Annotated in this window: 25 protein-coding genes and 2 tRNA genes; 9 read left to right on the top strand and 18 right to left on the bottom strand. The window is 65.7% G+C overall.

From position 1 onward, the window contains the following. The first annotated feature begins 34 nt into the window (after positions 1–34). A complete protein-coding gene (locus ACWDXS_RS31170) occupies positions 35–1,726 on the top strand; it encodes a sigma-54-dependent Fis family transcriptional regulator (protein WP_378992790.1) in 1,692 nt (563 codons plus the stop codon). Positions 1,727–1,824: 98 nt separating this feature from the next. Here the strand turns inward: ACWDXS_RS31170 and ACWDXS_RS31165 are convergent, their stop codons facing one another. The 5 genes from ACWDXS_RS31165 to ACWDXS_RS31145 form a co-directional block, all read right to left on the bottom strand. Beyond that, on the bottom strand, positions 1,825–2,268 hold the full coding sequence (locus tag ACWDXS_RS31165) for a hypothetical protein (protein ID WP_449971240.1): 444 nt from the start codon (positions 2,266–2,268) through the stop codon (positions 1,825–1,827). Between the two features lie 192 nt (positions 2,269–2,460). Continuing rightward, positions 2,461–3,096 carry a TetR/AcrR family transcriptional regulator gene (locus ACWDXS_RS31160; protein ID WP_449971237.1) on the bottom strand — a complete coding sequence of 212 codons (636 nt, stop codon included), beginning with the start codon at positions 3,094–3,096 and terminating at the stop codon, positions 2,461–2,463. Positions 3,097–3,235: 139 nt separating this feature from the next. Next, positions 3,236–4,132 carry a carbonic anhydrase gene (locus ACWDXS_RS31155; protein WP_449971234.1) on the bottom strand — a complete coding sequence of 299 codons (897 nt, stop codon included), beginning with the start codon at positions 4,130–4,132 and terminating at the stop codon, positions 3,236–3,238. Positions 4,133–4,674: 542 nt separating this feature from the next. Further along, entirely contained in the window at positions 4,675–4,983 is a 309-nt protein-coding gene (locus tag ACWDXS_RS31150) for a transcriptional regulator (RefSeq protein WP_378992783.1), read from the bottom strand. Next, on the bottom strand, positions 4,980–5,444 hold the full coding sequence (locus tag ACWDXS_RS31145; RefSeq protein WP_378992781.1) for a hypothetical protein: 465 nt from the start codon (positions 5,442–5,444) through the stop codon (positions 4,980–4,982). Before ACWDXS_RS31145 ends, ACWDXS_RS31150 begins: the two co-directional genes overlap by 4 nt. 205 nt (positions 5,445–5,649) lie before the next feature. On the opposite strand from ACWDXS_RS31145, the gene ACWDXS_RS31140 reads away from it, so the two are divergent. Beyond that, positions 5,650–6,303, top strand: coding sequence for a TetR/AcrR family transcriptional regulator (locus ACWDXS_RS31140; RefSeq protein WP_449971231.1), 654 nt, complete (start codon positions 5,650–5,652; stop codon positions 6,301–6,303). Here ACWDXS_RS31140 and ACWDXS_RS31135 read toward each other — a convergent pair. The 7 genes from ACWDXS_RS31135 to ACWDXS_RS31105 all read right to left on the bottom strand — a co-directional run bounded on the left by ACWDXS_RS31135 (position 6,264) and on the right by ACWDXS_RS31105 (position 12,814). Beyond that, positions 6,264–6,809 carry a nuclear transport factor 2 family protein gene (locus ACWDXS_RS31135; protein ID WP_449971228.1) on the bottom strand — a complete coding sequence of 182 codons (546 nt, stop codon included), beginning with the start codon at positions 6,807–6,809 and terminating at the stop codon, positions 6,264–6,266. The two genes, ACWDXS_RS31140 and ACWDXS_RS31135, sit on opposite strands and share 40 nt — an antisense overlap. Beyond that, positions 6,806–7,435, bottom strand: a complete 630-nt coding sequence (locus tag ACWDXS_RS31130; RefSeq protein WP_449971224.1) for an OsmC family protein — start codon at positions 7,433–7,435, stop codon at positions 6,806–6,808. The genes ACWDXS_RS31135 and ACWDXS_RS31130 overlap by 4 nt, the downstream gene beginning before the upstream one ends. Beyond that, complete coding sequence (locus ACWDXS_RS31125; protein ID WP_449971221.1) at positions 7,432–8,418, bottom strand: ABC transporter permease; 987 nt, start codon at positions 8,416–8,418, stop codon at positions 7,432–7,434. The genes ACWDXS_RS31130 and ACWDXS_RS31125 overlap by 4 nt, the downstream gene beginning before the upstream one ends. Next, entirely contained in the window at positions 8,415–9,368 is a 954-nt protein-coding gene (locus tag ACWDXS_RS31120; protein WP_387446601.1) for an ABC transporter permease, read from the bottom strand. The genes ACWDXS_RS31125 and ACWDXS_RS31120 overlap by 4 nt, the downstream gene beginning before the upstream one ends. Positions 9,369–9,374: 6 nt before the next feature. Next, the gene (locus ACWDXS_RS31115) at positions 9,375–11,000 is read right to left on the bottom strand and encodes an ABC transporter substrate-binding protein (RefSeq protein WP_449971218.1); all 1,626 of its coding nucleotides are present in this window, start codon (positions 10,998–11,000) and stop codon (positions 9,375–9,377) included. 484 nt (positions 11,001–11,484) lie between these two features. Then, positions 11,485–11,886, bottom strand: coding sequence for a GFA family protein (locus tag ACWDXS_RS31110; protein ID WP_449971215.1), 402 nt, complete (start codon positions 11,884–11,886; stop codon positions 11,485–11,487). Positions 11,887–11,944: 58 nt separating this feature from the next. Next, positions 11,945–12,814, bottom strand: coding sequence for an SDR family oxidoreductase (locus tag ACWDXS_RS31105; RefSeq protein ID WP_449971212.1), 870 nt, complete (start codon positions 12,812–12,814; stop codon positions 11,945–11,947). 70 nt (positions 12,815–12,884) lie between these two features. Between ACWDXS_RS31105 and ACWDXS_RS31100 the strand changes: the two genes are divergently transcribed. Next, positions 12,885–13,478 (top strand): TetR/AcrR family transcriptional regulator, encoded by a 594-nt coding sequence (locus ACWDXS_RS31100; RefSeq protein WP_449971209.1) that lies wholly within the window; start codon positions 12,885–12,887, stop codon positions 13,476–13,478. 970 nt (positions 13,479–14,448) lie between these two features. Here ACWDXS_RS31100 and ACWDXS_RS31095 read toward each other — a convergent pair. Both ACWDXS_RS31095 and ACWDXS_RS31090 read right to left on the bottom strand, forming a co-directional pair. Further along, positions 14,449–14,928, bottom strand: coding sequence for an HIT family protein (locus ACWDXS_RS31095; RefSeq protein WP_387446597.1), 480 nt, complete (start codon positions 14,926–14,928; stop codon positions 14,449–14,451). A gap of 422 nt (positions 14,929–15,350) precedes the next feature. Beyond that, positions 15,351–16,523: an aromatic ring-hydroxylating oxygenase subunit alpha gene (locus ACWDXS_RS31090; RefSeq protein WP_378992761.1), complete on the bottom strand. Its 1,173-nt coding sequence runs from the start codon at positions 16,521–16,523 to the stop codon at positions 15,351–15,353. 118 nt (positions 16,524–16,641) lie between these two features. On the opposite strand from ACWDXS_RS31090, the gene ACWDXS_RS31085 reads away from it, so the two are divergent. After that, positions 16,642–17,244 (top strand): TetR/AcrR family transcriptional regulator, encoded by a 603-nt coding sequence (locus tag ACWDXS_RS31085; protein WP_449971204.1) that lies wholly within the window; start codon positions 16,642–16,644, stop codon positions 17,242–17,244. 424 nt (positions 17,245–17,668) lie between these two features. Here the strand turns inward: ACWDXS_RS31085 and ACWDXS_RS31080 are convergent, their stop codons facing one another. Further along, a complete protein-coding gene (locus ACWDXS_RS31080; RefSeq protein WP_379316710.1) occupies positions 17,669–18,139 on the bottom strand; it encodes an NUDIX hydrolase in 471 nt (156 codons plus the stop codon). A gap of 4 nt (positions 18,140–18,143) precedes the next feature. Then, positions 18,144–18,809 (bottom strand): XRE family transcriptional regulator, encoded by a 666-nt coding sequence (locus tag ACWDXS_RS31075; RefSeq protein ID WP_449971200.1) that lies wholly within the window; start codon positions 18,807–18,809, stop codon positions 18,144–18,146. A 496-nt stretch (positions 18,810–19,305) separates the two neighbouring features. Here ACWDXS_RS31075 and ACWDXS_RS31070 point away from each other — a divergent pair, with 496 nt between their 5' ends. Continuing rightward, a complete protein-coding gene (locus ACWDXS_RS31070) occupies positions 19,306–19,695 on the top strand; it encodes a hypothetical protein (protein WP_449971197.1) in 390 nt (129 codons plus the stop codon). A 14-nt stretch (positions 19,696–19,709) separates the two neighbouring features. Then, a complete protein-coding gene (locus ACWDXS_RS31065; protein ID WP_449971194.1) occupies positions 19,710–19,847 on the top strand; it encodes a hypothetical protein in 138 nt (45 codons plus the stop codon). A 439-nt stretch (positions 19,848–20,286) separates the two neighbouring features. Here the strand turns inward: ACWDXS_RS31065 and ACWDXS_RS31060 are convergent. After that, a tRNA-Pro gene (locus ACWDXS_RS31060) sits at positions 20,287–20,360 on the bottom strand. A gap of 1,183 nt (positions 20,361–21,543) precedes the next feature. On the opposite strand from ACWDXS_RS31060, the gene ACWDXS_RS31055 reads away from it, so the two are divergent. From ACWDXS_RS31055 to ACWDXS_RS31045, 3 genes are all read left to right on the top strand, one after another. Then, positions 21,544–21,617 (top strand) — tRNA-Pro (locus ACWDXS_RS31055). 326 nt (positions 21,618–21,943) lie between these two features. After that, positions 21,944–22,435 (top strand): DinB family protein, encoded by a 492-nt coding sequence (locus tag ACWDXS_RS31050; protein WP_387446594.1) that lies wholly within the window; start codon positions 21,944–21,946, stop codon positions 22,433–22,435. A gap of 49 nt (positions 22,436–22,484) precedes the next feature. Then, on the top strand, positions 22,485–23,537 hold the full coding sequence (locus tag ACWDXS_RS31045; RefSeq protein WP_449971191.1) for a fused (3R)-hydroxyacyl-ACP dehydratase subunits HadA/HadB: 1,053 nt from the start codon (positions 22,485–22,487) through the stop codon (positions 23,535–23,537). Between the two features lies 1 nt (position 23,538). On the opposite strand, the gene ACWDXS_RS31040 is transcribed toward ACWDXS_RS31045, so the two are convergent. After that, positions 23,539–23,943, bottom strand: coding sequence for a helix-turn-helix domain-containing protein (locus tag ACWDXS_RS31040; protein WP_378992752.1), 405 nt, complete (start codon positions 23,941–23,943; stop codon positions 23,539–23,541). Between the last annotated feature and the right edge of the window lie 140 nt (positions 23,944–24,083).

Here is a 24,083-nt window from a genome sequence, read left to right as displayed (position 1 = left end):
TTACCCGTGCTGAGCAGCGACGATGAGGAGAGCTATGAATGATCAATCGCTGATTGCCGCGGCGCGGGAAGCATTTCTGCACGAGGGAGTGGAATCTGCCGATGTCCGCCCGGCCACGCTGCGTGCGTGGAAGCGCGCCAAGCTCGGCGGCGTCCGCCCCGACACCGAACCGGCCGTGGTCTTCGCTTCCGCGATGAACCCCGACAGCGCACTGCTGCGCGCGGTCCGACCCGTGGTTCACGACATCATGGCCCAGCTGGGCACCGCCGAATTCGCGATGATGGTGACCGACCGTGATGCCTACATCGCCGACCGGTGGGTCTCCAGCACCTCGATGGGCACCTTGCTCGATGGCATGGGGGTACTGAAGGGTGCGCGGTTCGACGAGGCCAGCGTCGGATCGACCGGGCTCGGAACCGTGCTGGAGGAACGCGCGATCTCCATCGTCGACGGCGCCGAACACTTCAACCGATGCTTCGACCCCGTTGTCGCTGTCGGAGTGCCGGTGATCCGGCCCGGCAGCGGAAGCATCGAAGGCGTTCTCGACCTCGTCTGTCCCACCGGCGCCCCCCACGAGGTCCTCGCCGCACTCGTCGAGCGCGCCGCCCGCGATGCCGGGGATCGCCTGCTCAGCGGATACGCCGCCGACGACCGCGCCCTACTCGACGCCTTCCTGCACGCCGATCGCCGGGGATCACGTCGACCCGTGATCGCCCTCAACGATCGCATCATCATGGCGAACACCCTCGCGTCGGCGCTGGTCGATTCCCGCTACTCCCACGACCAGCTGTGGGAGTCGGTCCAGCGAACCATCGCCCTCGGTGGGCAACCACTGCGCTTGACCGCGAGTGACGGCTCCCCCCTCGATGTCGGGCTGCGACTGGTTCACCACTCCGGCGATGTCGCGGGAGCCCTGCTGCAGCTGTCGACCATGCCGGCGAAACCCACTCGGTCCTCGCCCACCTCGGACTCTGTCTCCGCCCTCGTCGACGCGATACTCGACGAACTCCCCGGCCGCAGCTGGCTGTGGCAATCAGCCGTCCATTCGGCAGCGCGAGCAGGCACCACCGAGGGCCGCCTGCTCCTCTACGGTTCGCCGGGTGTAGGAAAGACCGCCCTTGCCGGCGCGGTGACCGGCAACCGTGTCGCGACAGCGGGAAAAGCGAGCGAGGGCAGGCTGCTCGGCGATCTCACTCATCGCGGCTCCGATGAATTGGCAACGCTGGGTGCCGAACTGGACGCCGACGATCACGGCTTCGCCGTGGCAACCCTCACCGCCGAGCGTGCCGAGGACATCGACCCTCGCCTGCTGACGATGTTCGAATATGTCGTGGAGGTTCCCGACCTGTCCCGCCGCCCCGAAGACGTCACCGATCTCGCCGAAACCCTCGTCCGTCGCTTCAGCGCGGGCACCGTCGGACTCGCCGTGCCAACCATTCGTGAACTCTGCCAACGTGATTGGCGCGGCAATGTCGCCCAGCTCAGCCGCACCCTGCGCGCCGCACTCGATCACACCACCGGTCCACGCCTACAACCCGCCGACCTGCCCACCACCACGACGCACACCTCCCCCCACAAACGCCTGAGCCATCTGGAACAAGCGGAACGCGAAGCGATCGCCGGCGCGCTTCGGCGAGCCAACGGAAACAGACTCAAAACCGCTGAGGCGCTGGGCATCTCACGCGCAACCCTGTACCGAAAGCTAGCTGCGCTGGGATTGGGCTGAGGTCGCGAAGAACTCATCACCCGCACCGCATCCGATCACGAACGGCGCCTCCGGAATTCCGGGGGCGCCGCTCGGGCACTTCACACCGCGTCAGCGGATCAGGCTTCGCGCACCGCCGTGACGATCGCGACGACCGCCGCGGACAACGCCCCGATCACCACCGCGCCGAGGACGACGACGGCGGCGGCGACCGTGAACTGATCCCAGCCCACCATGAGCGCGGCCACGCCGAGGACCACGAGGATCGCGTCGACGCCAACGGCGGCCAGGACAGCGTCGTCGCGGTCCAGTAGCCGGGGAGTCAGCGCAACGGTGGCCAGGCCGAGCAGGACGGACACGAGGCCGACCACGACGAAGACGGGGACGGCCATTCCGGTGCCGACATCGGTCCCCAGGATCAGCGCGGCGAACGCGACGAGGCCGTACAGGACGCGGATCGCGCCCACACCGCGCAGCGTCCACGAGGACACATCGACGGGGGCGCCTCCGGTGGAGGTCTTGGTCGCGTACGCCATGCGCACAGTTGCCACCTGGCTGGTCATATCCCGCTCCTTCGACATTTTCACACCTTCGTGCAATTGCACGTACCTGTGAAACTACGTCCGTTGCACACCGATGTGCAAGAACTCGTGAAGGGACTCACACCCACCCGGGTTCGTGCCGGAAAGCACACCTTGAATCCGTTCGGGGACAGCATGTCTCGACGAGCGATCGCCCGACGAGCGCACCTGCGATCAGCGCTGCGCGGCCTCAGCGGCGGACCGGGCGATCTCCGCGGCACCGGAACGGTCGACGCCGACCGCGATCAGGCAAGCCACGGCAGCGTCGCGCGCGGCTTCGGCACCGACCCATTCGCCATCGCTGTGCGCGTTCAGCAGTTCGAGCACCAGCGCCGTGAGTACCCTGGCCAACGCCGCGGGCGGAAGATGACCAGCGAAGGTTCCGTCAGCTTGACCAGCCGCTATCAACGTGATCAGCCGGGCGCGGACGGGCGCGAGCCGGTCGGCCATCCGGGCCCTCGACCCGGCTTCGTCCAAGCGCAGCAGCAACTGGAACTCGTCGCCGACCGCCCACAGCGCGACCGTCATATCCGCGGTCGCCCGGGCGGGCGGTTGCGCGGTGTCGATACCGTCGAGTGCGCGACCGACCTGTTCGAAGGCCTCGTCGAGCATGCCGTCGATCAGCGCTTCCCTGGTGGGAAAATGACCATAGAGGGTGCGACGGACCATCCCCGCGGCAACGGCGATGTCTTCCATACTCGCCAGGGGATTTCGCAGCAACTCGTCCCCGGCCACAGCGACGATGCGTCGCCGGTTGGCCAGTGCGCGCGGCCCGAGGCCGACGGTGGTCGAGTGCGTCGTCGCAGTCACGTCCGTCCTTTCACCCACCACCATCCCACACCTGCGCAAAGGTGTGCAAAAGGTCGTTTGCGCTCACCGGTCTGATGACGACGGCTCGCCGTCGACGGTGGACACTCGGTGAAGCCCAGCAGAACCCAGCGAGTCGCGGTCACCGCTGATCTATGAGATGCATGCGTGCCGTGGCGATCTCGAAGTACATGCCGGCCAGGCGCAGTCGACCGGCGCGTTCGGCCGCGACGACGGCGGGATAGGTACGCAGGTGCTCGATCTGCTGGACCACGTTGTACTTGGACAGCTCGTCAACGATGCTGCCCGAATCCTCGGCGGGAGTCGGGTCGAGCACAGGAGCCGGTCGACCGCCGCTCATCCGAACCACGCTAGGTCGCGCCTGCTCGATCCAGTCGCTCGACTCCGCGATGTCCACGCCCACTCCGCGCAGTGCCGAGGACATCGCACCACACACGGAATGCCCACACACCACGATGTCGTCGACTCCGAGCTCCTCGACCGCGAAGTCGACCGCGGCCGCCACCGTGGTGTCGATGAGCAGACCGGAGCGCGCCCGCGCACCGCGCGCAGGGACGATATTGCCGCTACTGCGCACCACGATCATCTCCCCCGGCCCAGTTGCCCCGATCATCTTCGGCACGATCCGCGAGTCCGCACACGTGATGAGCAAGGTCCTGGGTGACCGTTCGGCCGAGGTCACGACACCGCACCGGTCCACGGTGGACAAGCCGACACTCAACCACGGGCGGCCGATCTCGTGGACAACCGCGAATCCGCCGGCCTTTTCGAAATTTTCCTGCCAGTCGTTGATGGTCGCGACGAGCGAGTCGCTGAGATCGGGCACGGCCACATCCACATGAACCGCGACCCGCGGCGGAATCGAGGCCAGCACCGACGACAGCTTCGACCGCGACGGAAGGCGCCCGTGAATCATCAGGTGCCACCCATCGTCACGTTCCTCGACACGCATACCCGAACGCAGGGCGCAATACAGCATCACTGTCACCGCGACCGCACAAGCGAGGAACACAACCATCCTGGTCTCCTTTCCGGCGGCGAAGCGGTCTACCTCTCGTCTCCCGTTCCGCAAGGGCCGCAGTCCCGGGTTCCACGCTCACAATCCCTGCAACTGCCTGCGACTAATCGTCACTAATGCAAGAATAACTAGCATTAGCGAGTTAAAGCAAGTAAATGTTGCGTTAATGGGTGCTAAGGCGCGGTTCATCCGAACGCCGAGATCCTCGAGCACCGCCGCCGACCCGGCAGAATGCCGGGCCCAGATCGTGGATGCCCAAGAAGCCCGACATCGCGGGCGACGGCGGTCGCCGCCGGATCCTCGGCGCACCAGAGGAAGTAGCCGACACGATCCCTTTGCCTCCGGCTTGGAGATCTTCGTCGACGAGGTCGTCCCGATCCTGCGCCGGCGCGGTCCGTTCCGGCACGAATACGCCGAATCGACTCTGCGCGCACGGTTCGGCTCGACACCGGAACGAGCGCGAACAACGGCGTGAAGACTGGCCTCGACGAAACACTGCCAGAACGCGAGGACCTGGGGCCTGCGAGGTCAGGCCCGTCGAATCAGGACGGTGTGGCCGGTGTCGCGGCGGCGACGATTTCCTGCAGGGCGGCGATATGGCCGGCGAAGGCGTCCCGTCCACGCTCGGTCAGGTGCGCGCGGACTTTGCGGCGGCTGCCGTCCAGCCGGCGTTCGGTGGTGACATAACCGGCCGACTCGAGGGTCGCGAGCTGCTTGGACAGGGCCGAATCCGACAACCCCAGGCGATCTTTGAGGAAGGCGAACTCCGCCCAGTCGGCGGCTGCGAGCGTCGCGACCAGCGAGAGCCTGGTGCTGGGATGGATGAGTTCGTCGAAACGGGCCTGCGTCACGCGCGGAACCAATGCCGCAGGACGCGAAGGATTTCCGGACCACCGAAGCCGATGATCGCGGCAACCAGCACTCCGGCCCAGATTCCGGGGTTGCGGTCACCGTCCGCGTTCAGGGCCATCGCCACGCCGATGGTGAGGCCGACGAGCGCGAACAGCATGCCCACAACCACGATCGGGGTGCGGCGTCCGGCCACGGCCGCGCTCACATGCACCTGGTCGGTCCGCCGACGCCCGCCGAGCAACCGCGAGGCGACGAACGAGTGCCCCGCACCGAAGATCAGCGTCGCGGCGATGATCAGCCATGATGGCCCGAGGTCACCGATCACACCGAGCACGACCCACCCGGCGGCCATTGCCCACCAGTACCCGCGTGGCAGCCCGACCTCCTCGGCCACTCGACGGCGCGCGTGCTCGACCGCCGCAAGCGCGGCTCGTGCCTGGTCCGGAGCGATGTTCTCCATGGTGGTCTCACTTTCCTAGCTGGAAAGTCAAGGATCTACTTTCCCACTAGGAAAGTCAAGAGGCCGGCGCTTCCTCCGATATCGACACTCGTCGCACAACGGTGAGTCGACATCGGTTGCCGCCGAGTCGAAGCACGGGCCACACCTGGTACGCCGAACTGGACTCACCGGTCTGGTATGAGGCACCTGTCGGTAAAGTAGAGGCGTGGTGGATCTGCCGGCGGCACGTGGACGTATCGACAAACGGCGTGCGATTCTGGAGGCGGCGTTCTCGGTGTTCTCCTGCCGGGGGTACGACCAGTCGAGCGTGCAGGACATCGCGGACGAGGCCGGGGTCTCGAAGCAGACGGTGTACAACCACTTCGAGGACAAGCAGCGCGTGTTCGACGAGGCAATGGCGGCGACGGCCGAATCCGTCCTGGCCGACAACCTCGCCGCGATAGAGCGCTTACGCACGCCGGTGGCCGATCTGCGGGCGAGCCTGCACGAGGTGACGCGCGAGATCCTCGAGGTGAACTGCGAGCATCGTTCGCGCGCCCTGCGATGGCTGACCTACGCCCAGGTCGCCCGCTTTCCGCATCTGATCGAGGTCGTGCAGAACCGAACTTCCGATCGGCTCGGCCCCGCCCTGGCCGACCGGCTGGCACGGCTGGTGCTGTCAGGTCAGCTGCGTCCGTGCGACCCCGATCAAGCGGCCGAACAGCTGCTGGCCATGCTCAGCGCTCCCGCCGAGGCACGCTCCCGCATGGGAACGCGCGACGTGCCCGCGGCCGACATTCGCTTCGTCGCCGAGGGCGCCGTCGATACCTTCCTTCGCGCCTACGCTCCCCCGGCCGATCCGGGCAGCGTGGGCGCGTGAGCTGACCGCACGGCGATGGGTTCGGGCAGGCTCGGCGGTGGTGATCCGGCGGCCACCAATCCCGCGACCGGTGTGACAAGCCGTCGTGCGATGAGCCATCTTCCGTCGACGAACGCGAAATCGTCCTCGACATGGCCGATCGTGGTCCAGTCGGCCGGGCGTAGATCGCCGCGGTCGGCATACTGCTGATACCAGTGCCACACCGTCGCACGGGCTTTGAGCCGCGGGGTATCACCGCGCCATTCCACGACGGTCTGGCCGAGGACGTGCGCCACTCGCTGCGAGCGCGGCGCGACCCTGTCGACCATGTACCGGGTGAACTCGTCGCGGCCGCTGAAGCTGTGTGGCGCCGGGAGCCGGTATTCGATCTGTGCGTCGGGCGCCAGGCATTCGGGTGCGATGAGTTCGTAGCTGCGGCTGTCGACGAGTTCGAAGAACCGGAAGAAGGTGCGGTTGATCTCCCCCTCCGCTTCCAGCCGCTCGAGGCGCTGCGCGATCGAGGTCATCGCGCATCCGATGGCGTCGGGGTGAGCGTCAGCGAACCGGTGATCGTCTGCGGATTGGTCAGCAACGCCAGGATGGGGCACTGCGCCTCCACGATCCGGAACAGTTCGTCGATCCGGTCGGCGGGCTCGGGGGAGGTGACGAACACCTGGTAGCCGATGTCGTGCGGCTCGACCGGCGCGTTCTCGAAACCCGGTGTGCCTCGGCGTGGTTCGATCTCGGCCGTCACCTCGACCCGCAGTTCGTCGAGCACGATCTCGTGGCGCGCGGCGGTGATCTCGAAGATATGGGTCAGGCAGCTCGACAGCACTCCCAGCTGGATCTCGGGCGATCCCGGACCCAGGTCGTACCCGGCGAACTCGGGTGGTGAGTCGCTGATGATCTGGTGATCGCGAATCCTGATGCGGCGCACGCCACTGCGCCCCTCCGCGACGGTGTGGGCACGGATCACGATCGGCTCGACCGGCGGTGTCTGCTCGGCTTTCGCCTCCAGCGCCAGCAGCGCCGCACGCTTGTGGATGAGGAACTCGCGCAGGCCGGGCAGAGGTTCGGTGAGCGCCGGAAACCCGGGCGAATCCCCGTTCCCGGTCGCGACTACCGGATTCTGCTGGCTGTTCGTCGTCGTCACTGATGCTTCTCCTCGGTCTCGGTGGTGGAAACGGCCGCGGGGGCGCGGTCGCCGGCGGGTACGTGTGGTGTCGCGCGACGGCTCCATTCGCCGTCGAGCGCGTGGGCGATCCGGTTGACCGACAGCACGGTCGCGACGACGACCAGACCCGGCAGGGTCGACAGCCACCACGCGTTGGCCAGGTAGTTGCGGCCGCCGGCGATCAAGGTGCCCCACTCCGGCGCCGGGGGCGCGGCGCCGAAACCGAGAAAGCTCAGCGACGCGACCGCGAGTACCGCGGTGCCCAGTTCGAGCGTCGCGAGCACGAGTACCGGGCCGCGCGCGTTCGGCAGCACGTGCCGCACCATCACCACATACCAGCGTGTTCCGGACGCGCGCGCGGCATCGACATAGTCGGCCTCGCTGACCCGCAGCACCTCGGCCCGCATCACCCTCGCGAAACCGGCCACCCCCGCGACGCCGACGGCGACGGCGATCTCGACGGTCCCGCGCCCGAGCGCGGTCACCAGGGCCAACGACAGGAACAGCGCCGGAATCGACAGCACCACGTCGACGAGCCGCATCGAGACGCTCTCCACCCACCCGCGCACGAATCCGGCGAGCAACCCGATCGCCGCGCCGACGACCAGGGCCACCCCCACCGCGATGAGCGTCGCCTGCAACGACAGCGCGGTGCCGTGGATCACGCGCGTGTAGTGGTCGCGGCCCAGTTCGTCGGTGCCGAACCAGTGTTGGGTGCTCGGTGGCGCGAACCGCTGCGCGGGCGTCGCGCGCAGCGGATCGCGAGAGGCGAACAGTTCCGGGACGAAGGCTGCGAGCACAACGGACCCCACCACCAGGATCGACAGAATCAGACCCGGCCGGCGGAGCAGGAACCGCGCGGTCCCGGCGAGGTCGAATCGGCTCGGAGCGGAGGGTTTTTCGGTGGGCGGCTCGGTAGTCGAAGGGGCAGGGACCACTGCGATGATCGTCGAGGCTGTCACGCCGCACTCCTCTCTCTGCTCGGGACGATCCGCGGATCGAGCAGCGGATAGATCAGGTCGACGAGCAGGTTCACCGAGACGAAGACCACTGCGCTGAAGACGACGACACCCTGCACCACCGGAACGTCCTGCAAGGTGACCGCGTCGACGACGATCCGGCCCAATCCGTTGCGGGAGAACACGATCTCGATCAGCACGGCGTTGGCCAGCAGGCCGCCGACGAGCAATCCCACGACGGTGAGCGCGGGCAACGACGCGTTCTGCAGCGCGTGCCGCAGCCGGATCCTGGTCGGACCCACGCCCTTGGCCCGGGCGGTCTGCACATAGGGCTCGTCGAGTGTCTTCGACAGGCTCTTTGCCAGCACCTGTGCCAGCAGAGCCGCGGTCGGCACGGCCAGGGTGATCGTCGGCAGCACCAGGCCACGCCATCCGTCGTTGCCGAACGCCGGGAATACCGGCACCCGGAACGACAGCACCTGGATCAGCATCAACCCGATCCAGAACGTCGGGATCGAGATGGCCAGCGAGGGCAGCGACAGCAGCAACTGCTGGAGCCAGCGGCTCACCCGGTAGGTGGCCAGGGTGGCCACCGTCGTGCCGAGGACGATCGCCAGCACCAGGGCCGGGACGGTCAGCTGCACAGTCTGCGGTAGCGCCTCGGCGATGAGCGCGCCCACCGGCTCACCGCTGGCGAACGACGCGCCGAAGTCGCCGCGCAGCGCATCCGCGAGATGATGCGCGTACTGGGTGAACAGCGGCTCGTCGAAGCCGTACTCGGCGCGCCGACGGTCCAGTTCCGCGGGATCGACCGTCGTCGCCGCGCCCGACGCGCCCGCCACGGCATCCACGGAGTCTCCCGGCAGAGCGAACAGGAGCAGGAACGACACGGTGTAGGCCGCCCACAGCACCACAACCGCCTGTGCGACTCGACGGAATACGAACTGCCACATGACTGTTCAGCTCTTCCACGTGTCGTGCAGGTGGACGTCACCCGCACCGGCGAACCGCAGATCGTGGACGGCGGTGCGGACGCCGAGCACCGACTGCTGGTCGACGATCGGCACCACATAAGCGTTGGCGACGATCAGTTCCTGGATTCGCGCGACGATCCGGTTGCGGGCCACCGGATCCAGCGTGGCAGCCTGCTGGTCGAGCAACCCTTCCAGCTCGGTCGCCGGGACGCGGTAGGCGTTGCGCAGTTTGGTGGAGTAGAGCGTGCGCAGGGCATCCGGATCGGCGCGGCTGTAGTTGCCGCCCCAGAACAGATCGAAATCACCGGAGCGGATCAGCTCCGGGAACTGCGCGACCTGCAACTGATGCAGGACCAGTTCGACACCGATGTCCTTGAGCTGCTGCTGGATCAGTTCCAGCGCGGGCTGGAAGGTGGCCGCGGTGGTGAACCAGACGGTCTTCAGGCTCAGCCGCGCACCGTCCTTCTCCCGGATGCCCCCGCCCCCGGGGACCCAGCCCGCCTCGTCCAACAGCCGCTTCGCCCGGGCGATGTCGACCGCCAGTACCGCACCGAGGTCGACGTAGCCGGGGGTGTTCTTCGCCAGCACACTCGTCGCCGGGTTGGTACCACGGGAGAACACCGTTTCGACGATCTGCTTGCGGTCGACGGCGATCTGGATCGCTTGGCGCACACGGGCATCACCGAACAGCGGCTTGCTGTTGTTGAAACCCAGGTTGTAGCCGACGCCGGGAATCGTGTACGCCTGCACCGTGACATCGGCCCCGGCCAGCGCCGACTCCTCGGCCTGGGCAACGCGCCCGATCGCGTCGACCTGACCGGAGATCAGGCTGCCGGTGCGCACACCGGCCTCGGGAATCACCGGGAACACCAAGGTGTCGAGGTATGCCTCGCCCGGTTTCGTCCACCGCGCCGAGCCCCAGTCGTAGCCCTGCCGCTTGGTCAGGGTGACCGACCGGTTCCTGAGGTATTCGGTGAGGACGAACGGACCCGACCCGATCACGCCGCCGCTGCATCGCTCGGCCGCGGGCCGGCTCGAGGTCGAGGGCGCGACCACACCGAGCGACGATGTCGTGGTTGCCTGCAGGAATTGCGCATTGGGCTGTGCGAAGCTCACCGCGGCGGTCCGATCGTCGACGACCGTGGTGCCCACGTAGCCTTCGAGATAGGACGTCGCCTGGATCGCGAGAGCACCGAGTCCGGGTATCGCGTCGAAGCTGGCCTTCACCGCCGCGGCGTCGACGGGGGTGCCGTCGCTGAATGTCGCGTTCGGTCGCAGCCGGAAGGTGAAGGTGCGCGCGTCGTCGCTGACCTGCCAGGACTCCGCCAGCCACGGAACCAGTTCCCCGGTCGAGAAATCCTGGTCCAGGAGCGAATCCACTGTCTGCCGCAGCGAATACATCGTGTCGCTGCTGCCCGCTTGGTGCGGGTCGACGCATCCGGAATCAGTCCCGATCGCGAAGTTCAGCGTGCCGCCGGTGCGCGGCGGCTGCGTGTTCTCACCCGATCCGGCACTACACGCGGTGAGCAGCATCGACGCGATCAACGGCACAGACAGGGACCGCCACAGCGTCCGGGATCGAAGTCGCGAAGTGGGGACGAGTTTGTTCACCGGCAGGTCTTCCTCATCGAGCCGCGGCGCCGGGCCTGCCCGGCGCGACCATACATATCGACCAGCGTGCACAATCTGATGGATCTGCTGGTCTACTCGAGTAGCCTGACAGGAGCAGTAACGGTGGTCAAAGGTTGCGATCCGCGTGCGTCGATCACTACCGCGGCACGCATTCTGGCCGCGGGGCATCACGGGTGAGGATCCATACGAGCTCAACGGTTCCCGAGGCGGACAGGCCGAACCAGGGTCGGCCCGAAGATGTCACCAGGTATCCGGCAAGGGCACCAATGACCGCCTGTCCGCGGCCGAAACAACAAGGGCCGGTCCGCAAGTCATGCGAAACAGCCGATCACCGGCCTACAGCCGCGGGCAGTACGTCCCCTTCGACAGATCGAAGTACCGTCGCGGCGGTCACACGGTCAGGAGTCCGAACCCGGCGAGGATGTGGGGCAGCCGAGATCGGTTGTCCCACAACGCCAGTGCCTCACCTGAACGGGGCCATCCACGGGACCGCGTTGTGCGCAAAGCTCTGTTTGATCGGTACCAGGTGGGCATGATCATCCAAAGCCATAATCGTGATCCCCACCAGGCCCGCTTCATCGCCCTTGGACGCGACCGAGGAGCCGCACTTCGGACAGAACCCGCGCCAGATCTGCGGGAAGGTCTCGAACCAGGCCGGTTCGCCGCCTCGACCAGTCCACGCGAATCCTTCCTCCGGGAAGGACACCCACGACATCACCGGAGCCCCTGAAAGCCGCTGACAGTGCTCACACGAGCAAAGATGAGGAAAGTCCGGATCGCCGGTCGCGGAGAACCGGATATTCCCGCAGAGGCAGCCGCCGTTCACATCGCTCCTTCTCACTGAAACCATGGCATGTCGTTGCATGCTGCGCGTCGTTGATCAAGGGCACCCGACGCTCGACACAGCCTTCGCCGACGCAACGCTAGTGGGGCTCGGCGGTTGCCGGCTGATGGTCGGCGAGAAACTGGTCGAATGTTCTGGGGCCGCGACCGGTGAGGTCGGAGACCGCGGACGTGATGTGCGCCGCGGTGCCCTCGGCGATTCCGGCCTGGAGTTCGGCGACGTCTTCGGCGAATTGCGTGGGAAGACCCTGGGCAGTGAGTCGTGCGGCCAATTGCGCTGGTGGCAGATCGACGTAGGAAATAGTCCGACCGTAGGCAGCGGATAGCCTGGCGGCGATGTCGGTATGACTGAGCGCTTCTGGTCCGGTCAGTACGAAACGTTGTGCTGAATCGCGATATTCGGTCAGCAGGGCCGCCGCGCACGCGGCGATATCGCGGCAATCGATGTAGGGCACCCGCCCATCTCCGTACGCGCCGATGATGTCACCCTCGGCAGTGAAAGTGCCTGCACCGGTGCGGAAATTCTGCATGAATCCACTCGGTTGAAGTATCGACCAGTCGAGCCCGGAAGCTTCGAGGTGCTGCTCGATCGACCAGTGCGCACCGCTGGCGAGTTTCCCGGATCGGCTCGCACCCTGGACCGAAACCTTGACCACCGTGCGGACCCCCGCACGTGCGGCGGCATCGATCGCGGCGACCTGTTGTGCGACCATCGGCTGACGCCCCGATGTCGGCTCGGCGCCCGCGGAGAGCAGAAACAGTCGATCAATGCCCGACATCGCGGCCTGCAGCGAGTCCGGTCGGTCGAAATCGGCGACCACGTACTCGCCACCGAGTTCTCGGCCACGGGCGGGGTTTCGGACCAGCGCCTTGAACGGTGCCTGCCGCTGTCGGAGCAGGCGGACCAGGTGTCGTCCGATGGAGCCCGTCGCGCCGGTTACAAGGATCATCACTGTCTCCCGTTAAAATGAGGGTGCCTCGATCTATAAGTCGAGGGTACCTCGAGTTAGGAGCAAGGCCGTGGCGAAGACCCCGCCGACCGCTGGTCGCCGACCCCGGGCCGACGCGCGTCGCAATTACGATCGGCTGCTCGCCGAGGCCGACACAGTCTTCGCCGAGTTCGGCGCCGAAGCCCCGTTGGACAAAATCGCCCGTCGGGCCGGAGTATCGATCGGCACGCTCTACGCGCACTTCCCCCACCGCGGGGCACTGATCGGCGCACTGCTGGACCAGCGAAACACCGCCCTGCTCGACCACGGCGAGGCGCTGACGCAAGCCGGCAACAGCGCGGAAGCGCTCGTCACGTGGATCCGGGCAGTCCTGGACCACGCCTCGACCTACCAGGGACTGGCCCAGATTCTCAGTGCGGGAGCCGATGACGCGGCATCGGCGTTGCACGCGGCATGCCTGCGGATGACCGAGATCGGCGATCGCCTGGTCGCGAATGCCCGCCTGGCGGGAGCCCTGCGCGCCGACGTGACCGGGGATGATGTGTTCGCGCTGATCAACGCCCTCGCTTGGTCTCGCGAGCATACGTCGCGGCGACAGGCCGACCGTCTGCTGGATCTCGCCCTCGACGGCGCACTCCTGCCCACTGTCGCGAACCCTCGCTGACTGCCACCGACAACGAGCCGAGCTACTGCTCGCCCTAGCCGACGACCTGCTCACCGGCGCGACGGATTGTGACAGCCATTGGCGATCTCGAACAGCGGCCGGGCGTCCTTCTCCAGGTCGAGCACGCTGTCCGGCAATGTAATTGCCGAACGGGAGAACGGTGACGACAGCTCTCGTCGGTCACATACGACGCTCGTTGTCATCACCCGTTTCGAATCGAGAACCGGAGAAGGGGCTGGCAGCGTCGGAATAGACTGGCGGCGTGTATGTCCCGTGCTCGGTGTTCCGGCGGAGCCCACTGGAGCGAGCCGATCAACACCTGTCGTGGAACCGAGACGATCAGGCATTCTTCGCTGCCGGCGCGTGCCACATCCTCACCTACGCATTTCTGGAGATCCATACCAGCACGTTCCGGCCGGTCGGACTGTGGCCGAGCGGCGCTGACAACCCGAGCCACGTGTATGCATCGGACGGCACATGGGCTTTCGATCATTGCGGATGGACACCAGAGCAGGAACTGCTTCGCGCCTCTCGCGCCGCCGAACCCGACACCGGGTACCAGCCGAATCCGATATCTATGAGCCTCGACGAACTATGCGCAAGGCACTGGCATCGCACCCGGGCCGAGTTCGCTCACGACCCATGGCCTCGTGCACATGCCTACATTGCACGAGTCGGCCATCCAGTACCTCGAGCGGTGCAAGCGGGTCGAACACCACCGCCTTCCCGCACCGCACTGAACTCATTGCTCACAGCAAACCCGTCGGCTCCGCCATAGCCGGGCCCGACGGCAACTGGGTGATCGACCCGTCGCCGGAGGAGAACGCCTCGGGCCAACGCCCGATGGGTCGATACATGCTGAGCCTCGGGGCCGGTAGCCTAAGAAGTAAGCGTCTCCACTTCGAATCGCGCCGCTCGCAAGGCGATACACAGGGCCGGCGGGCGCTGCGTCGTCCTTGGGTACGCCCCTCTAGCCCCGCACCGCCGCAGACAGCTCCGCACAGAGCGCATCCAGTCCGGAGGCAGGGATTTGAGGCGCGTCCGGAGAATCGACGTTGTGCCACGGTACATCTCGTGCAGTACCGACAGGTCGGGTGAAAATGTGCTGGTGAAGGTGAACACCGGCCGCGCTCAGTCCCGCGACGAACGTGAAGACGTGGGTGGGTTCGAGAACCTGGCGCAGGGCGCCGATCGACGAGCGGACAGCGCGAGCGAACGCGACCGTCTCAGCGTCATCCAGCAGATCGAGGCTCGCAACGTGACGACGAGGCTCGACGAACAGATAGCCCGGCCGGACCCACTCGCCATGGGCAGGCCGGTGGGTCACCACCACGAAGTCATCAATGTGGATCACCGGGCTCACCAGTGGTCCGGTCCCGTTGTGTTTGTCGCAGATCACGCACCCCCACATGCCGGCGACAATACCGCCGCTCCGGTCGCTGATACGCATGCACGTTGAACTCTCGACTCAGCGCAGGCGCTCATCGTGCAGTCGTCCTGACCGTCAAGACACATCGGCCACGAGTCGACTCCGAGTTCTTCGGCAAACTCCCGAAAGACCTCAGCCGTCCGGGCAACTCGAAACGAGCCGGATTCCGCCTCGGCTAGCCGACCACGACATGCATGCCCGGGCCTCGATAGGGCGGAGCCCGGCATCGCCGCCTACCGTCGGCCTATCGCGACCGGCCCGAGCTCGCCAGTACCGCCCGGCGCACCATGTCACGCTCGACACCGACGACCGTCACGCCAAGCCGCAGCGCGCACAGCCTCGGCCAGCGCCTCGCCCGGCGCGGGGTCACCGCCGCGGAGCCCGGATGAGCCTCTGACAGGCCGGGGTGGGTGTGCGTGGTCATCGGCGTTCCTGTCTCGCCGTTAGTCCAGTGCGATGCCGAGTTCGGCAGCGAGGGTTCTGATCATGTGCTGGACGCCGATTTCGTTGCGGCCGATGATCATGTGATCGTGCTGGCCTCGGCGAACTCCTTCGCCGCATTGGGGCAGCATGGCGAAGTCCTCGTCGCGGACCGCGGCATGGACTTGGGCGTAGATGTCGTCATAGACGGCGCGTTGCTCGTCGGTGGTGGCGGGAATCTTGGCCATCCAGCTGTGGCGGACGGTACAGCGGGTCGGGGCGCCGGCGGGCAGCATGTCGAGGATCTCGACACCGACAGGGCTGTTGGCCAGCACAAGGTTCGGGTAGATCCAATAGATGACGCCCATGTTCATCAGCGGGTCCCAGGATCCGCTCGGATCGGCTTCGAGCGCGGTGATCCAGTTGAACGGGAATCCCATACGGTGATGGCGGCCGAAGGCGTCGTGGGTGGAGGTGTTGGCCACAGTGTTCTGGCCGATCACGCTCTGGCCGTGCACGAAGGGAAAGTGGTAGCTCTCGGCGAAAGCCTCGAGCGCGCCCTTCCAGCTGACTTCGGACGTGAATTCCCGCTCGTCGTGGTAGCCGTAGGAAGCGTAGTTCAGCTGCGCCAGTTCAGGTCCCATCGCGCCGAGGTGGGCGTCGATGTCGATCGAGCCCTCGGCAGAGAGCACTGCCCAGATGAACCCGTGGCGTTCCTGGCTGGGTAGCTCGACCAATCCGTAGCCGGCGCGGTCCATGCCGGTGAAGCCCTCTTTGCCGGGCACCCCGGCCAGTTCGCCGGTGTTGCGGTAGGTCCAGGCGTGATAGGGGCAGGTGAAGCGGGTGGCGTTGCCCGAGCCGCATGCCGGTTGCGCGCCGCGGTGGCGGCAGTAGTTCAGGAACACATGCGCGGTGCCATCACGGTCGCGGGTGACCAACAGTGAATCTTCGAGCACGGTGCGCACCACGTAGTCGTTCGGTGCGGGGATGCGCGCCGAGGGCACGATCATCAGCGGTGTGCGGCGCAAGATCTGGGTCTGCTCGACCTCGGCGATCTTCGGGTCGCTGTAGTAGTGCAGCGGCACTCGCAGCGGAGCGGGCGCCATATCGGTGGTGTGGTCGAGCACCAACCCCAAGGCGCGGCGGGTCAGGTCCTCGGTCAGCCCGGCTGCGCCGGGTTCGATCTGAGTGGTCATGAGTTGACCATACATATCTAGCCAACTGTATGGTCTATTTCGACGGAACGGGACGCTCGTCGACCTCGGCGCAGACGATAGGGTCGGCAGAACACGATCACCGGCCCGGAAGGAATCGATGCGCACGCACGGCTGGTCGGGGACCACTCCGGCCGATGACACCGAAGCCATCGCGCGCATCATCGGCGCCGCCCGTGTGGCCATCGAACGCAGCGGCGGGGATTTCACCATGGCCGAGATCGCCCGCGACCTCGGCGTCACCCGTCAAACCGTGTACCGGTATTTCGCCAATGCCGACGCGTTGCTGACCACCACGGCGCTGACGGAAACGGGTCGATTTCTCGATGTCCTCGCCGAGCATCTGGACCATCTCACCGATCCCGCCGAGGCCGTGGTCGAAGGGATCGCATACACCCTCGAACGCCTCTCCACCGACCGGTATCTCGGCTTGCTGTTGACCCCTGGCCGCGCGGGCGCATTGTCCCCGGGTGTCACCTCCGATACCGCGTTGACCTTCGGCCGCTCCATTCTCGAACGCTTCGCTGTCGATTGGGGCCGCGCGGGGATCGATGACGCTCGTCTCGATGAACTCGTGGAGCACATGCTGCGGATCGTGCAGTCCTTTGTCATCGACCCCGGTCGACCGCCGCGGCAAGGTTCGCAACTGCGCGCCTACCTCACGACCTGGGTCGCCCCCGCACTCCGCGCCCACCAACGCTGAGCCCACAACGAACGGCAAGTTTCCTACGCCCGCTGTATCGGCCGCGCCAGGACGTCAGCCGGTCGTCTCGCCACAAGCGCACGACCCGTCGCACCGCGACCCGTGCATAGCGGACGTCGCTCAGGGAGTGGCGACCTCAGTGCCTATTGTTTCCAGGTTGCGGTGGTGTCCCACCACTCGTGCCGGCCGCCGATTAGACCCACTTATCAGTGGTTGGAAATCGGCTACTGGACACAGCGATCGACCACCTCGAAAAATGTGCCGAACGGGCGCGTATCACGTCCGAGTGCCGCAGGAACTGACCCGCGCGCACCGGCCACCTTTCACGGGCGGCGAGGTCGGGCAGCTGACACGCGCAGCTTCTACCGTCGCGAGCAATGCGCTCGGCCATCTGGCGCACTCACGCGCGGTTGTCGCCGAATCGTCAGCCGAGATATGGCGCGCTTCGTCCCGCGAGGTAATGGGTCAGCCTGAGCCGCTGCGTGTGGTGCATGTCGAGGCTGTCCAGTTCGGAGGGGGCGACGAACCGCAGCTCTGTGGACTCATCGGAGATCGCAAGGTCACCGCCGATGATACGAGCCAGGAAGCACACGTTGAACTGGCGCCGGACCTCACCGTCGCTGTAGACGATCACGTGGCGCGGATCGGTGTAAGTTCCGACGAGACCGGTGATTTCGATGTCGAGTCCGGTTTCTTCCTTGACCTCTCGGACCGCGCAGCCAGGCAGACTGTCGGTCATCTCCATGCCGCCACCGGGCAACGCCCACAGACCACTGTCGGTGCGGCGTTGCAGCAGGACGCGGCCGACGTCGTCGCATACCACTGCGGACGCCGCGACCACAAGGCTGTTCGGCTCCGGTGCGGCTGGGTCGTCATAGTATTCGGTACGCGCCATCGGCTCAGCCTTTCACCGGTCGGCCGGTTCGCCAGACCGCGTTGAAACTTTCGGTGTAGGTGTCGAACAGGCCACCGTCGACGGTACGGCGCAGATGCCAGACGGGTGCACCGTATGCGTTCACACCCCACACGTGGGCATTGACATACATTTCGTCATCGGCGCGGAAGATGCTGTTGTAGAGGGTCGTTGCGTGGGTCCGCAGCTCGATGCCTGGCGTTGCTTCCAACGCCCGGTAATGCATCAAGGCCAGACGACAGCGCGATTCGATGCCGTGCCCGAATCTCTCTTCCATGCCACGTTGTTGGACGTTGACGCTGTCGGCGTCACCTACCGCAATCCGTATCGCGCAACCCGCTTCGGCGCGCTCGGTCAACAGATCGTTGAGCCGCGGATACGCCTCATGGAGGAAGACCGCCGCATAGACCAGGATGTCGATGTGGTCTCGCGCCGGCGCGAGCAGGTTGACGAACATCGACGCCGACACATCTGCTCTCCGGTCGTAGAGGGCAACGAGTTCGGTGCTCACAGCACGCGCCGTGCGAGCCTGCCGCAGGGCAGGCCACAGGGCGTGGACGTCCTCGCCCAAACACTCGGCGGCCTGGATCGCTGTGCGCCGCCGAGGAACTCGACCGAGGTTCACCCAGCGTTCAACCGATTTCGGATCCACACTCGTCGCCTCAGCCAGCCTCGCGTGTGTCCATCCGCGCGCGGCTATCGCGGCGCGCAACCGCTCATTCGACATAGGGACGTTGTACACCCAGTAGGACGTCCCAAAGTGGGAAACATAGGAGGTTTCGTCGTCCCGCCGATCAGCGGACGCTGAATTCAGCCGCGCCGCCGGGTGACCCTCAACCCCCGGCGGCGGGGGCACACCAACCCTTGAGAGAGAGGGCCACCATGTGGGGGCAGACAACGGCCGTGCCGAAACAGCCGACGGTGTGGGACATCATCGCCCGCCTGGTGCAAGAGGCCGAACAACAAGGCAGGCCCTCGCCGGTGCTCGATCACTCCGCACCAGCCGGACCGCTGACAGACGATCAAGCCCACACGGTGATGCAAAACCATCGGACGTGTGAACGGTGGCAATGCGCGCGGAAGGCCGCGGCGTGGGAAGTGCTCGTCACGGCGGGTCGTATCGTTCCGCGACCGGCGAACGGGTCGATGTGACCGATGATCGCACAGCACAGGAGTTGGCAGCCCTGGACGCGGATGTTGTCGCAGCCTTGGCCTCGGCCGAGCTCGTCGACATAATTGGGCCGGTCATCCTCGCAAATGGCATGTGGGCGAACCGGTATCACGGCTGGTGGCGGGTGACCTCAGATCGCGAGGGTAAGGAACCGATAGGCCGATACCTGGCCGCCACCATAGACGAGTGCCGCCAGTGGGCCGCCACGGTTGGCCCGCACCCCGTGGGCAACGGGATGTTCGCGACCTTCCGGAAAGGGTTCTGGTGGCTGACCCGCGACCGCGACGGCGTTGACCCTGTGGGACGCCGTGCGGGGTTCTCGTTGGAGGAGTGTCGCCGCTGGGCGGAAGAGCTCACGCCGGAGTAGCACTTGATTGTCGGATGAGCTGGTCGGAGCAGGACCAGGACGACTACACGATGCAGATCGCACCGCTGGCCGCCGAGCGGGAGACTGAGCAGGCCGAGCTGCGGGCGAATCTGCGCGCCGAGTACTCCGGCGGTGAGTGGACTCAAGACTGAGCTGGCACGCGCCGCCGTTTGTTGATTCGAATGGGTTGTTCATTGATCTCCTGTGCGACGACGCAGACCGGCATCTCCATCGTCCGGCCGGTCTGAAAAGGTCGCCATGCACCGTGCTCCCCCAATCCGAGTAACGCACATCGAAGAGGTCCGCGCTGCGGTGTCAACTCCCCTCGATCCAGTGGTCCGTTCCCTCCTCCGGAGGAGGCGATCCCCTGAAGCTCGGCGCGCGGTCAGTCGTTGGATAAAAGCCGCGACAGCCACGTCGACCGACCACATCGACCGCCTCTCCGGCGACCCCGATTGAGCGGCCCCGCGAGACGACTGGACGGTCGTTCAGGTTAAAAACGTGGGGTTTCTGTGGGATTTGGCCAAACCACGTCAAATCTCGGGACACAAGAAAACCCCCTCCGACCCAGGTCAGAGGGGGTTTCCACTGTCGGGCTGACAGGATTTGAACCTGCGACCACCTGACCCCCAGTCAGGTGCGCTACCAAGCTGCGCCACAGCCCGTTCTTGCCCCCGTCTCCGGGTGCTCGAAAAGATTACCTCTGTGAACGCCGAAACGTTGTGACGCAAACCCAGGTTCCACGCCTGATCACTATTCGTAAGCGTTCGACGGAGCGGGCCGAGTGGGCACCAATGTAATACGCGCATCGGTAGCAATACCGACCTGCCCGAGCGTCAAAGGGTTCATGCAGTTCCGCTGCGGGTAGTTGAAGATCGGGTCCAAAGTCGGATCTGTATGACCGACGACTGACTTGTAGTACGGCCCGAACGGCTGCCCACCGGACACGCTCACGCCGAAACAGTCGACCTCCAGAATATAGGTCCCATCGCCTCCGCAATGGGCACTCGCTCCGCCCCACGATCGGTCCAGTGTGCAGCCCTGCGGCTCCGCCATCGCAGGCCCTGATGAGATCATGGCCGTGGCACTCGCTATCAGCACCGACGTACCGAACACGCGCCACTTCATGTTTGACATTCAGGTCTCTCCAACGATGGACGGGGCAAGTGAGTAAGTCGGGTCATCATACGATCGCAGCAACGGCCCCACGGCACACCGACACGGCACCCGCCACGACCGAGCTGACGGAAGCATCGACTGCCGAACCCACAAACCACCAACACGGCCAGCCGTCTCCACTCCCGGGTCGGCAAGCGTCAGATAGTTGGCTGATCAGGCACGAAATCGACGGCGCCCATTCCGAATCGACGCGCGTGCCGTTCGCGGCAACTCGAACCACGCGATCTCGCCCAAGAGCTGATGCTCATGCTGGCCGCTTGCCGGCCCACCACCTCCAAGATCCGCGTGCGCTGACGGCACACCGCACCTGTTTGTCCATCGACAGATGAACGCCCATGGCCTGCGGGCAGTTTGCGGCAACAGCCACGCAGGAAACACGGTGCACGGGCGGAGGCGTGACCGCCGCGAGAATGTGCCGAACGGGCGCACGTCACGTCCGAGGGCCACACGAACCGACCCGCGCGCACAAGCCATGAACGCTCTGGCAAGGTCGGGCTCCTGATACGCGCAGACTTCTATGGGATCCCTACGAACTCGGCGCGGTTGTGGGCTCCGGCGCAAGACGCCGACACTCCTCCGGATCGATAAAAAGGTGCCCCTACCAGCCGATTAGTACCTTCACCAAGAGGTGAGGTAATCTTTTCGAGCACCCGGAGACGGGGGCAAGAACGGGCTGTGGCGCAGCTTGGTAGCGCACCTGACTGGGGGTCAGGTGGTCGCAGGTTCAAATCCTGTCAGCCCGACAGTGAAAACCCCCTCTGACCTGGGTCGGAGGGGGTTTTCTTGTGTCCCGAGATTTGACGTGGTTGGGCCGAATCCCACAGAAACCCCAGTGACATGACAGACTGACGGCAGGCGGCGTCGAGTTCTTCGGCGCTCGACCGGTATCGGCTGCGGTGAAGATCGACCCGCATCGCCTTGGTCAGCGCGCGTTCCGCGACGAAACACATCAGTTTCCCCTCCTCTGGTTCGCCTCCGTCACTGGCCGTGTTGAGCCCACCGAGCCGTGCCCTGCCGACTGCCAGACACCCCCGAGCCTTCGATCAGCAAGAGAATGGAGCGAAAGTCCATGGTTACCAACATAATTACTACCGGCGCCGAGCGAACGATCATCGAGAACACACTCGATCGCAACCGTGAAGCGCTCATCGCGACCGCACGCGGGTTGTCCGACGCCGACGCTCGGCGACGGCTTGTCGCGTCGCTGACGACACCGATTTCCTTGATCAAACATGCCGCCGCCGCGGAGCGGATCTGGTTCCAGCGGTTCTGGGCGGGGCTCGACGAAGCCGAATGCGACGGGTACTCGAAACGCGACGAGGGCACGTTCGCCGTGGCCGACGACGAGTCGCTGGCCGATGTCATCGCGGAGTTCGAGCGTGCGAGCAGCCGATCACGGGCGATCGCCGCCCGGTTCGACCTGGACGACACCAAGCACAATCCCCGTGAGGGGACTGTCAGCATGCGGTGGACTCTGCTCGCCATGATCGAGGAATTCGCCCGCCACGCAGGTCACGGCGACATCTTGCGCGAGCAGATCGATCAGACCGCGACACTCTGAGAACAGCAAATATCGCTCGCCAGGCTAACTATTGGTTACTTTGCTGAGTGTGCGGACAACTCCAGACGACTCCAGGTTGCTCGATTCACCCGCCGATTCGGTCGCCTCCGCGACGACGGTCGGGCAGTCCTATCGAACCGGCGACTGCTATGTCGTCGGGCGCGAGAAGATCCGGGAGTTCGCCCGTGCGGTTCAAGATGATCATCCCGCTCACCGCTGCGAGCAAGCGGCTGAAGACCACGGTTACGGTGGCCTGGTCGCGCCGTTGACCTTCGTCTCGATCCCCGCGTTTCTTGCCCAGATCGAGATGTTCGATCGTGTGGCCGAAGGTTATGACCTGAGCCAGATCATGCAGACCGACCACGGCCTCATCGTCAACAGGCCGATCCTCGCGGGCGATTCGTTGCGCTTCGAGGTCGGACTCGAATCGCGCCGTAAGGCGTTCGGGGGCGACATCTTCGGCTTCAAGTGTGCGGTCACCGACCAGTACGGCAAGGAAGTCGTCACCACCCGCACGTCCTTCGTCGGCCGGCGGGAGGTGAATTTCGCCGCCGCGCGAATATGCGACCGACTGCTGATGCAGAACTTCCGTCATGGCTCGTCGATTCCGCGACAACACCACACAGCCGAGCGTGGCGAGCCACCGCGCCCGGCACCGACCGCGGACCCGGGCCGGAATATGGTGCCGTTCAGCACCGTCGCTGTCGGCGACGAGCTCCCGCCCAGGATCGTGGCTGTGACGCTGGGCGACCTGGTCAACTACGCGGGCGTGGCCGGCGACCCGAACCCCATCCACTGGAGCAAGGAGGCGGCGGCGTCGGTGAATCTGGAATCGCCTGTCGCACAGGGCATGCTGATGATCGGGATCGGCGCAGGATACGTGACCTCGTGGGCGGGCGGTCCCGGCGTGGTGACCGAATACGCGGTGCGATTGACCAGCCCGGTCTACGTCTGCGACAGCGGAGCGATCGTCGAATACACCGGCAGAGTGAAGGCGGTCGACGCAGACCGCAAGACCGCGACGATCGCGGTCACCGCCACACAGGACGGAAGGAAGATCTTCGGACGAGCGGTTGCGGTGATCCAGTGCGCGGACCGCTAGGTCAATCGTCGAGGCAAATGGCGAGCAATCGGTCACTGACGCGGAGACGCTCGGCCATCGCGACGAGGATGTCCATGGCCTCACTCGACAAGCCGACAGCACGCAGCAGCAGGGCGCGCGGTTCCTCGAGTTCGAGGGCTCGGATGAGTGTGTGATCGTCGACGCCGTGATGCGGGGTGAGGAAGAAGTAATCGGGCGTGACCTGGAAGTACTCGGCCAGCGCCGAAACAGTTTTCGCCGAGGGATTCTCGCGATTCCCGGACCGTAGCTGGGACAGATACGGTGCGGAAATGCTGTGGCCGGCCGCCTGGAGCATGCGCGCCACTTGACGGTTTGTGCACTGACGCACGTCCGGACCCGAGGGGTTGTCGAAGAGTTCGTTGAGGCGGGCGGCGAAATGCGTCACAGCGGTTCCTCGGCATCAAGTTGGTCAGAAGACCATCATGAGACGCGGACTGTGTTCCCGGCAATAGTCCTAGCAAACTTGCGGCGCTCGTCACAAAATCTCCACCACCGGGCTGTTCGGCGTAACGACCGCCGATTCGT

Source organism: Nocardia sp. NPDC003183 (assembly GCF_053590715.1).
This window is presented reverse-complemented; position numbering and strand designations above follow the sequence as displayed.

Coding starts and splice junctions, on each gene's coding strand:
- ACWDXS_RS31170 (WP_378992790.1), top strand. CDS start 35: ATGAATGATCAATCGCTGATTGCCGCGGCGCGGGAAGCATTTCTGCAC.
- ACWDXS_RS31165 (WP_449971240.1), bottom strand. CDS start 2,268: ATGACCAGCCAGGTGGCAACTGTGCGCATGGCGTACGCGACCAAGACC.
- ACWDXS_RS31155 (WP_449971234.1), bottom strand. CDS start 4,132: ATGGTTGTGTTCCTCGCTTGTGCGGTCGCGGTGACAGTGATGCTGTAT.
- ACWDXS_RS31145 (WP_378992781.1), bottom strand. CDS start 5,444: ATGGAGAACATCGCTCCGGACCAGGCACGAGCCGCGCTTGCGGCGGTC.
- ACWDXS_RS31135 (WP_449971228.1), bottom strand. CDS start 6,809: ATGACCTCGATCGCGCAGCGCCTCGAGCGGCTGGAAGCGGAGGGGGAG.
- ACWDXS_RS31120 (WP_387446601.1), bottom strand. CDS start 9,368: ATGTGGCAGTTCGTATTCCGTCGAGTCGCACAGGCGGTTGTGGTGCTG.
- ACWDXS_RS31110 (WP_449971215.1), bottom strand. CDS start 11,886: ATGCAACGACATGCCATGGTTTCAGTGAGAAGGAGCGATGTGAACGGC.
- ACWDXS_RS31105 (WP_449971212.1), bottom strand. CDS start 12,814: ATGATCCTTGTAACCGGCGCGACGGGCTCCATCGGACGACACCTGGTC.
- ACWDXS_RS31095 (WP_387446597.1), bottom strand. CDS start 14,928: ATGCGTATCAGCGACCGGAGCGGCGGTATTGTCGCCGGCATGTGGGGG.
- ACWDXS_RS31090 (WP_378992761.1), bottom strand. CDS start 16,523: ATGACCACTCAGATCGAACCCGGCGCAGCCGGGCTGACCGAGGACCTG.
- ACWDXS_RS31085 (WP_449971204.1), top strand. CDS start 16,642: ATGCGCACGCACGGCTGGTCGGGGACCACTCCGGCCGATGACACCGAA.
- ACWDXS_RS31080 (WP_379316710.1), bottom strand. CDS start 18,139: ATGGCGCGTACCGAATACTATGACGACCCAGCCGCACCGGAGCCGAAC.
- ACWDXS_RS31065 (WP_449971194.1), top strand. CDS start 19,710: ATGAGCTGGTCGGAGCAGGACCAGGACGACTACACGATGCAGATCGCA.
- ACWDXS_RS31050 (WP_387446594.1), top strand. CDS start 21,944: ATGGTTACCAACATAATTACTACCGGCGCCGAGCGAACGATCATCGAG.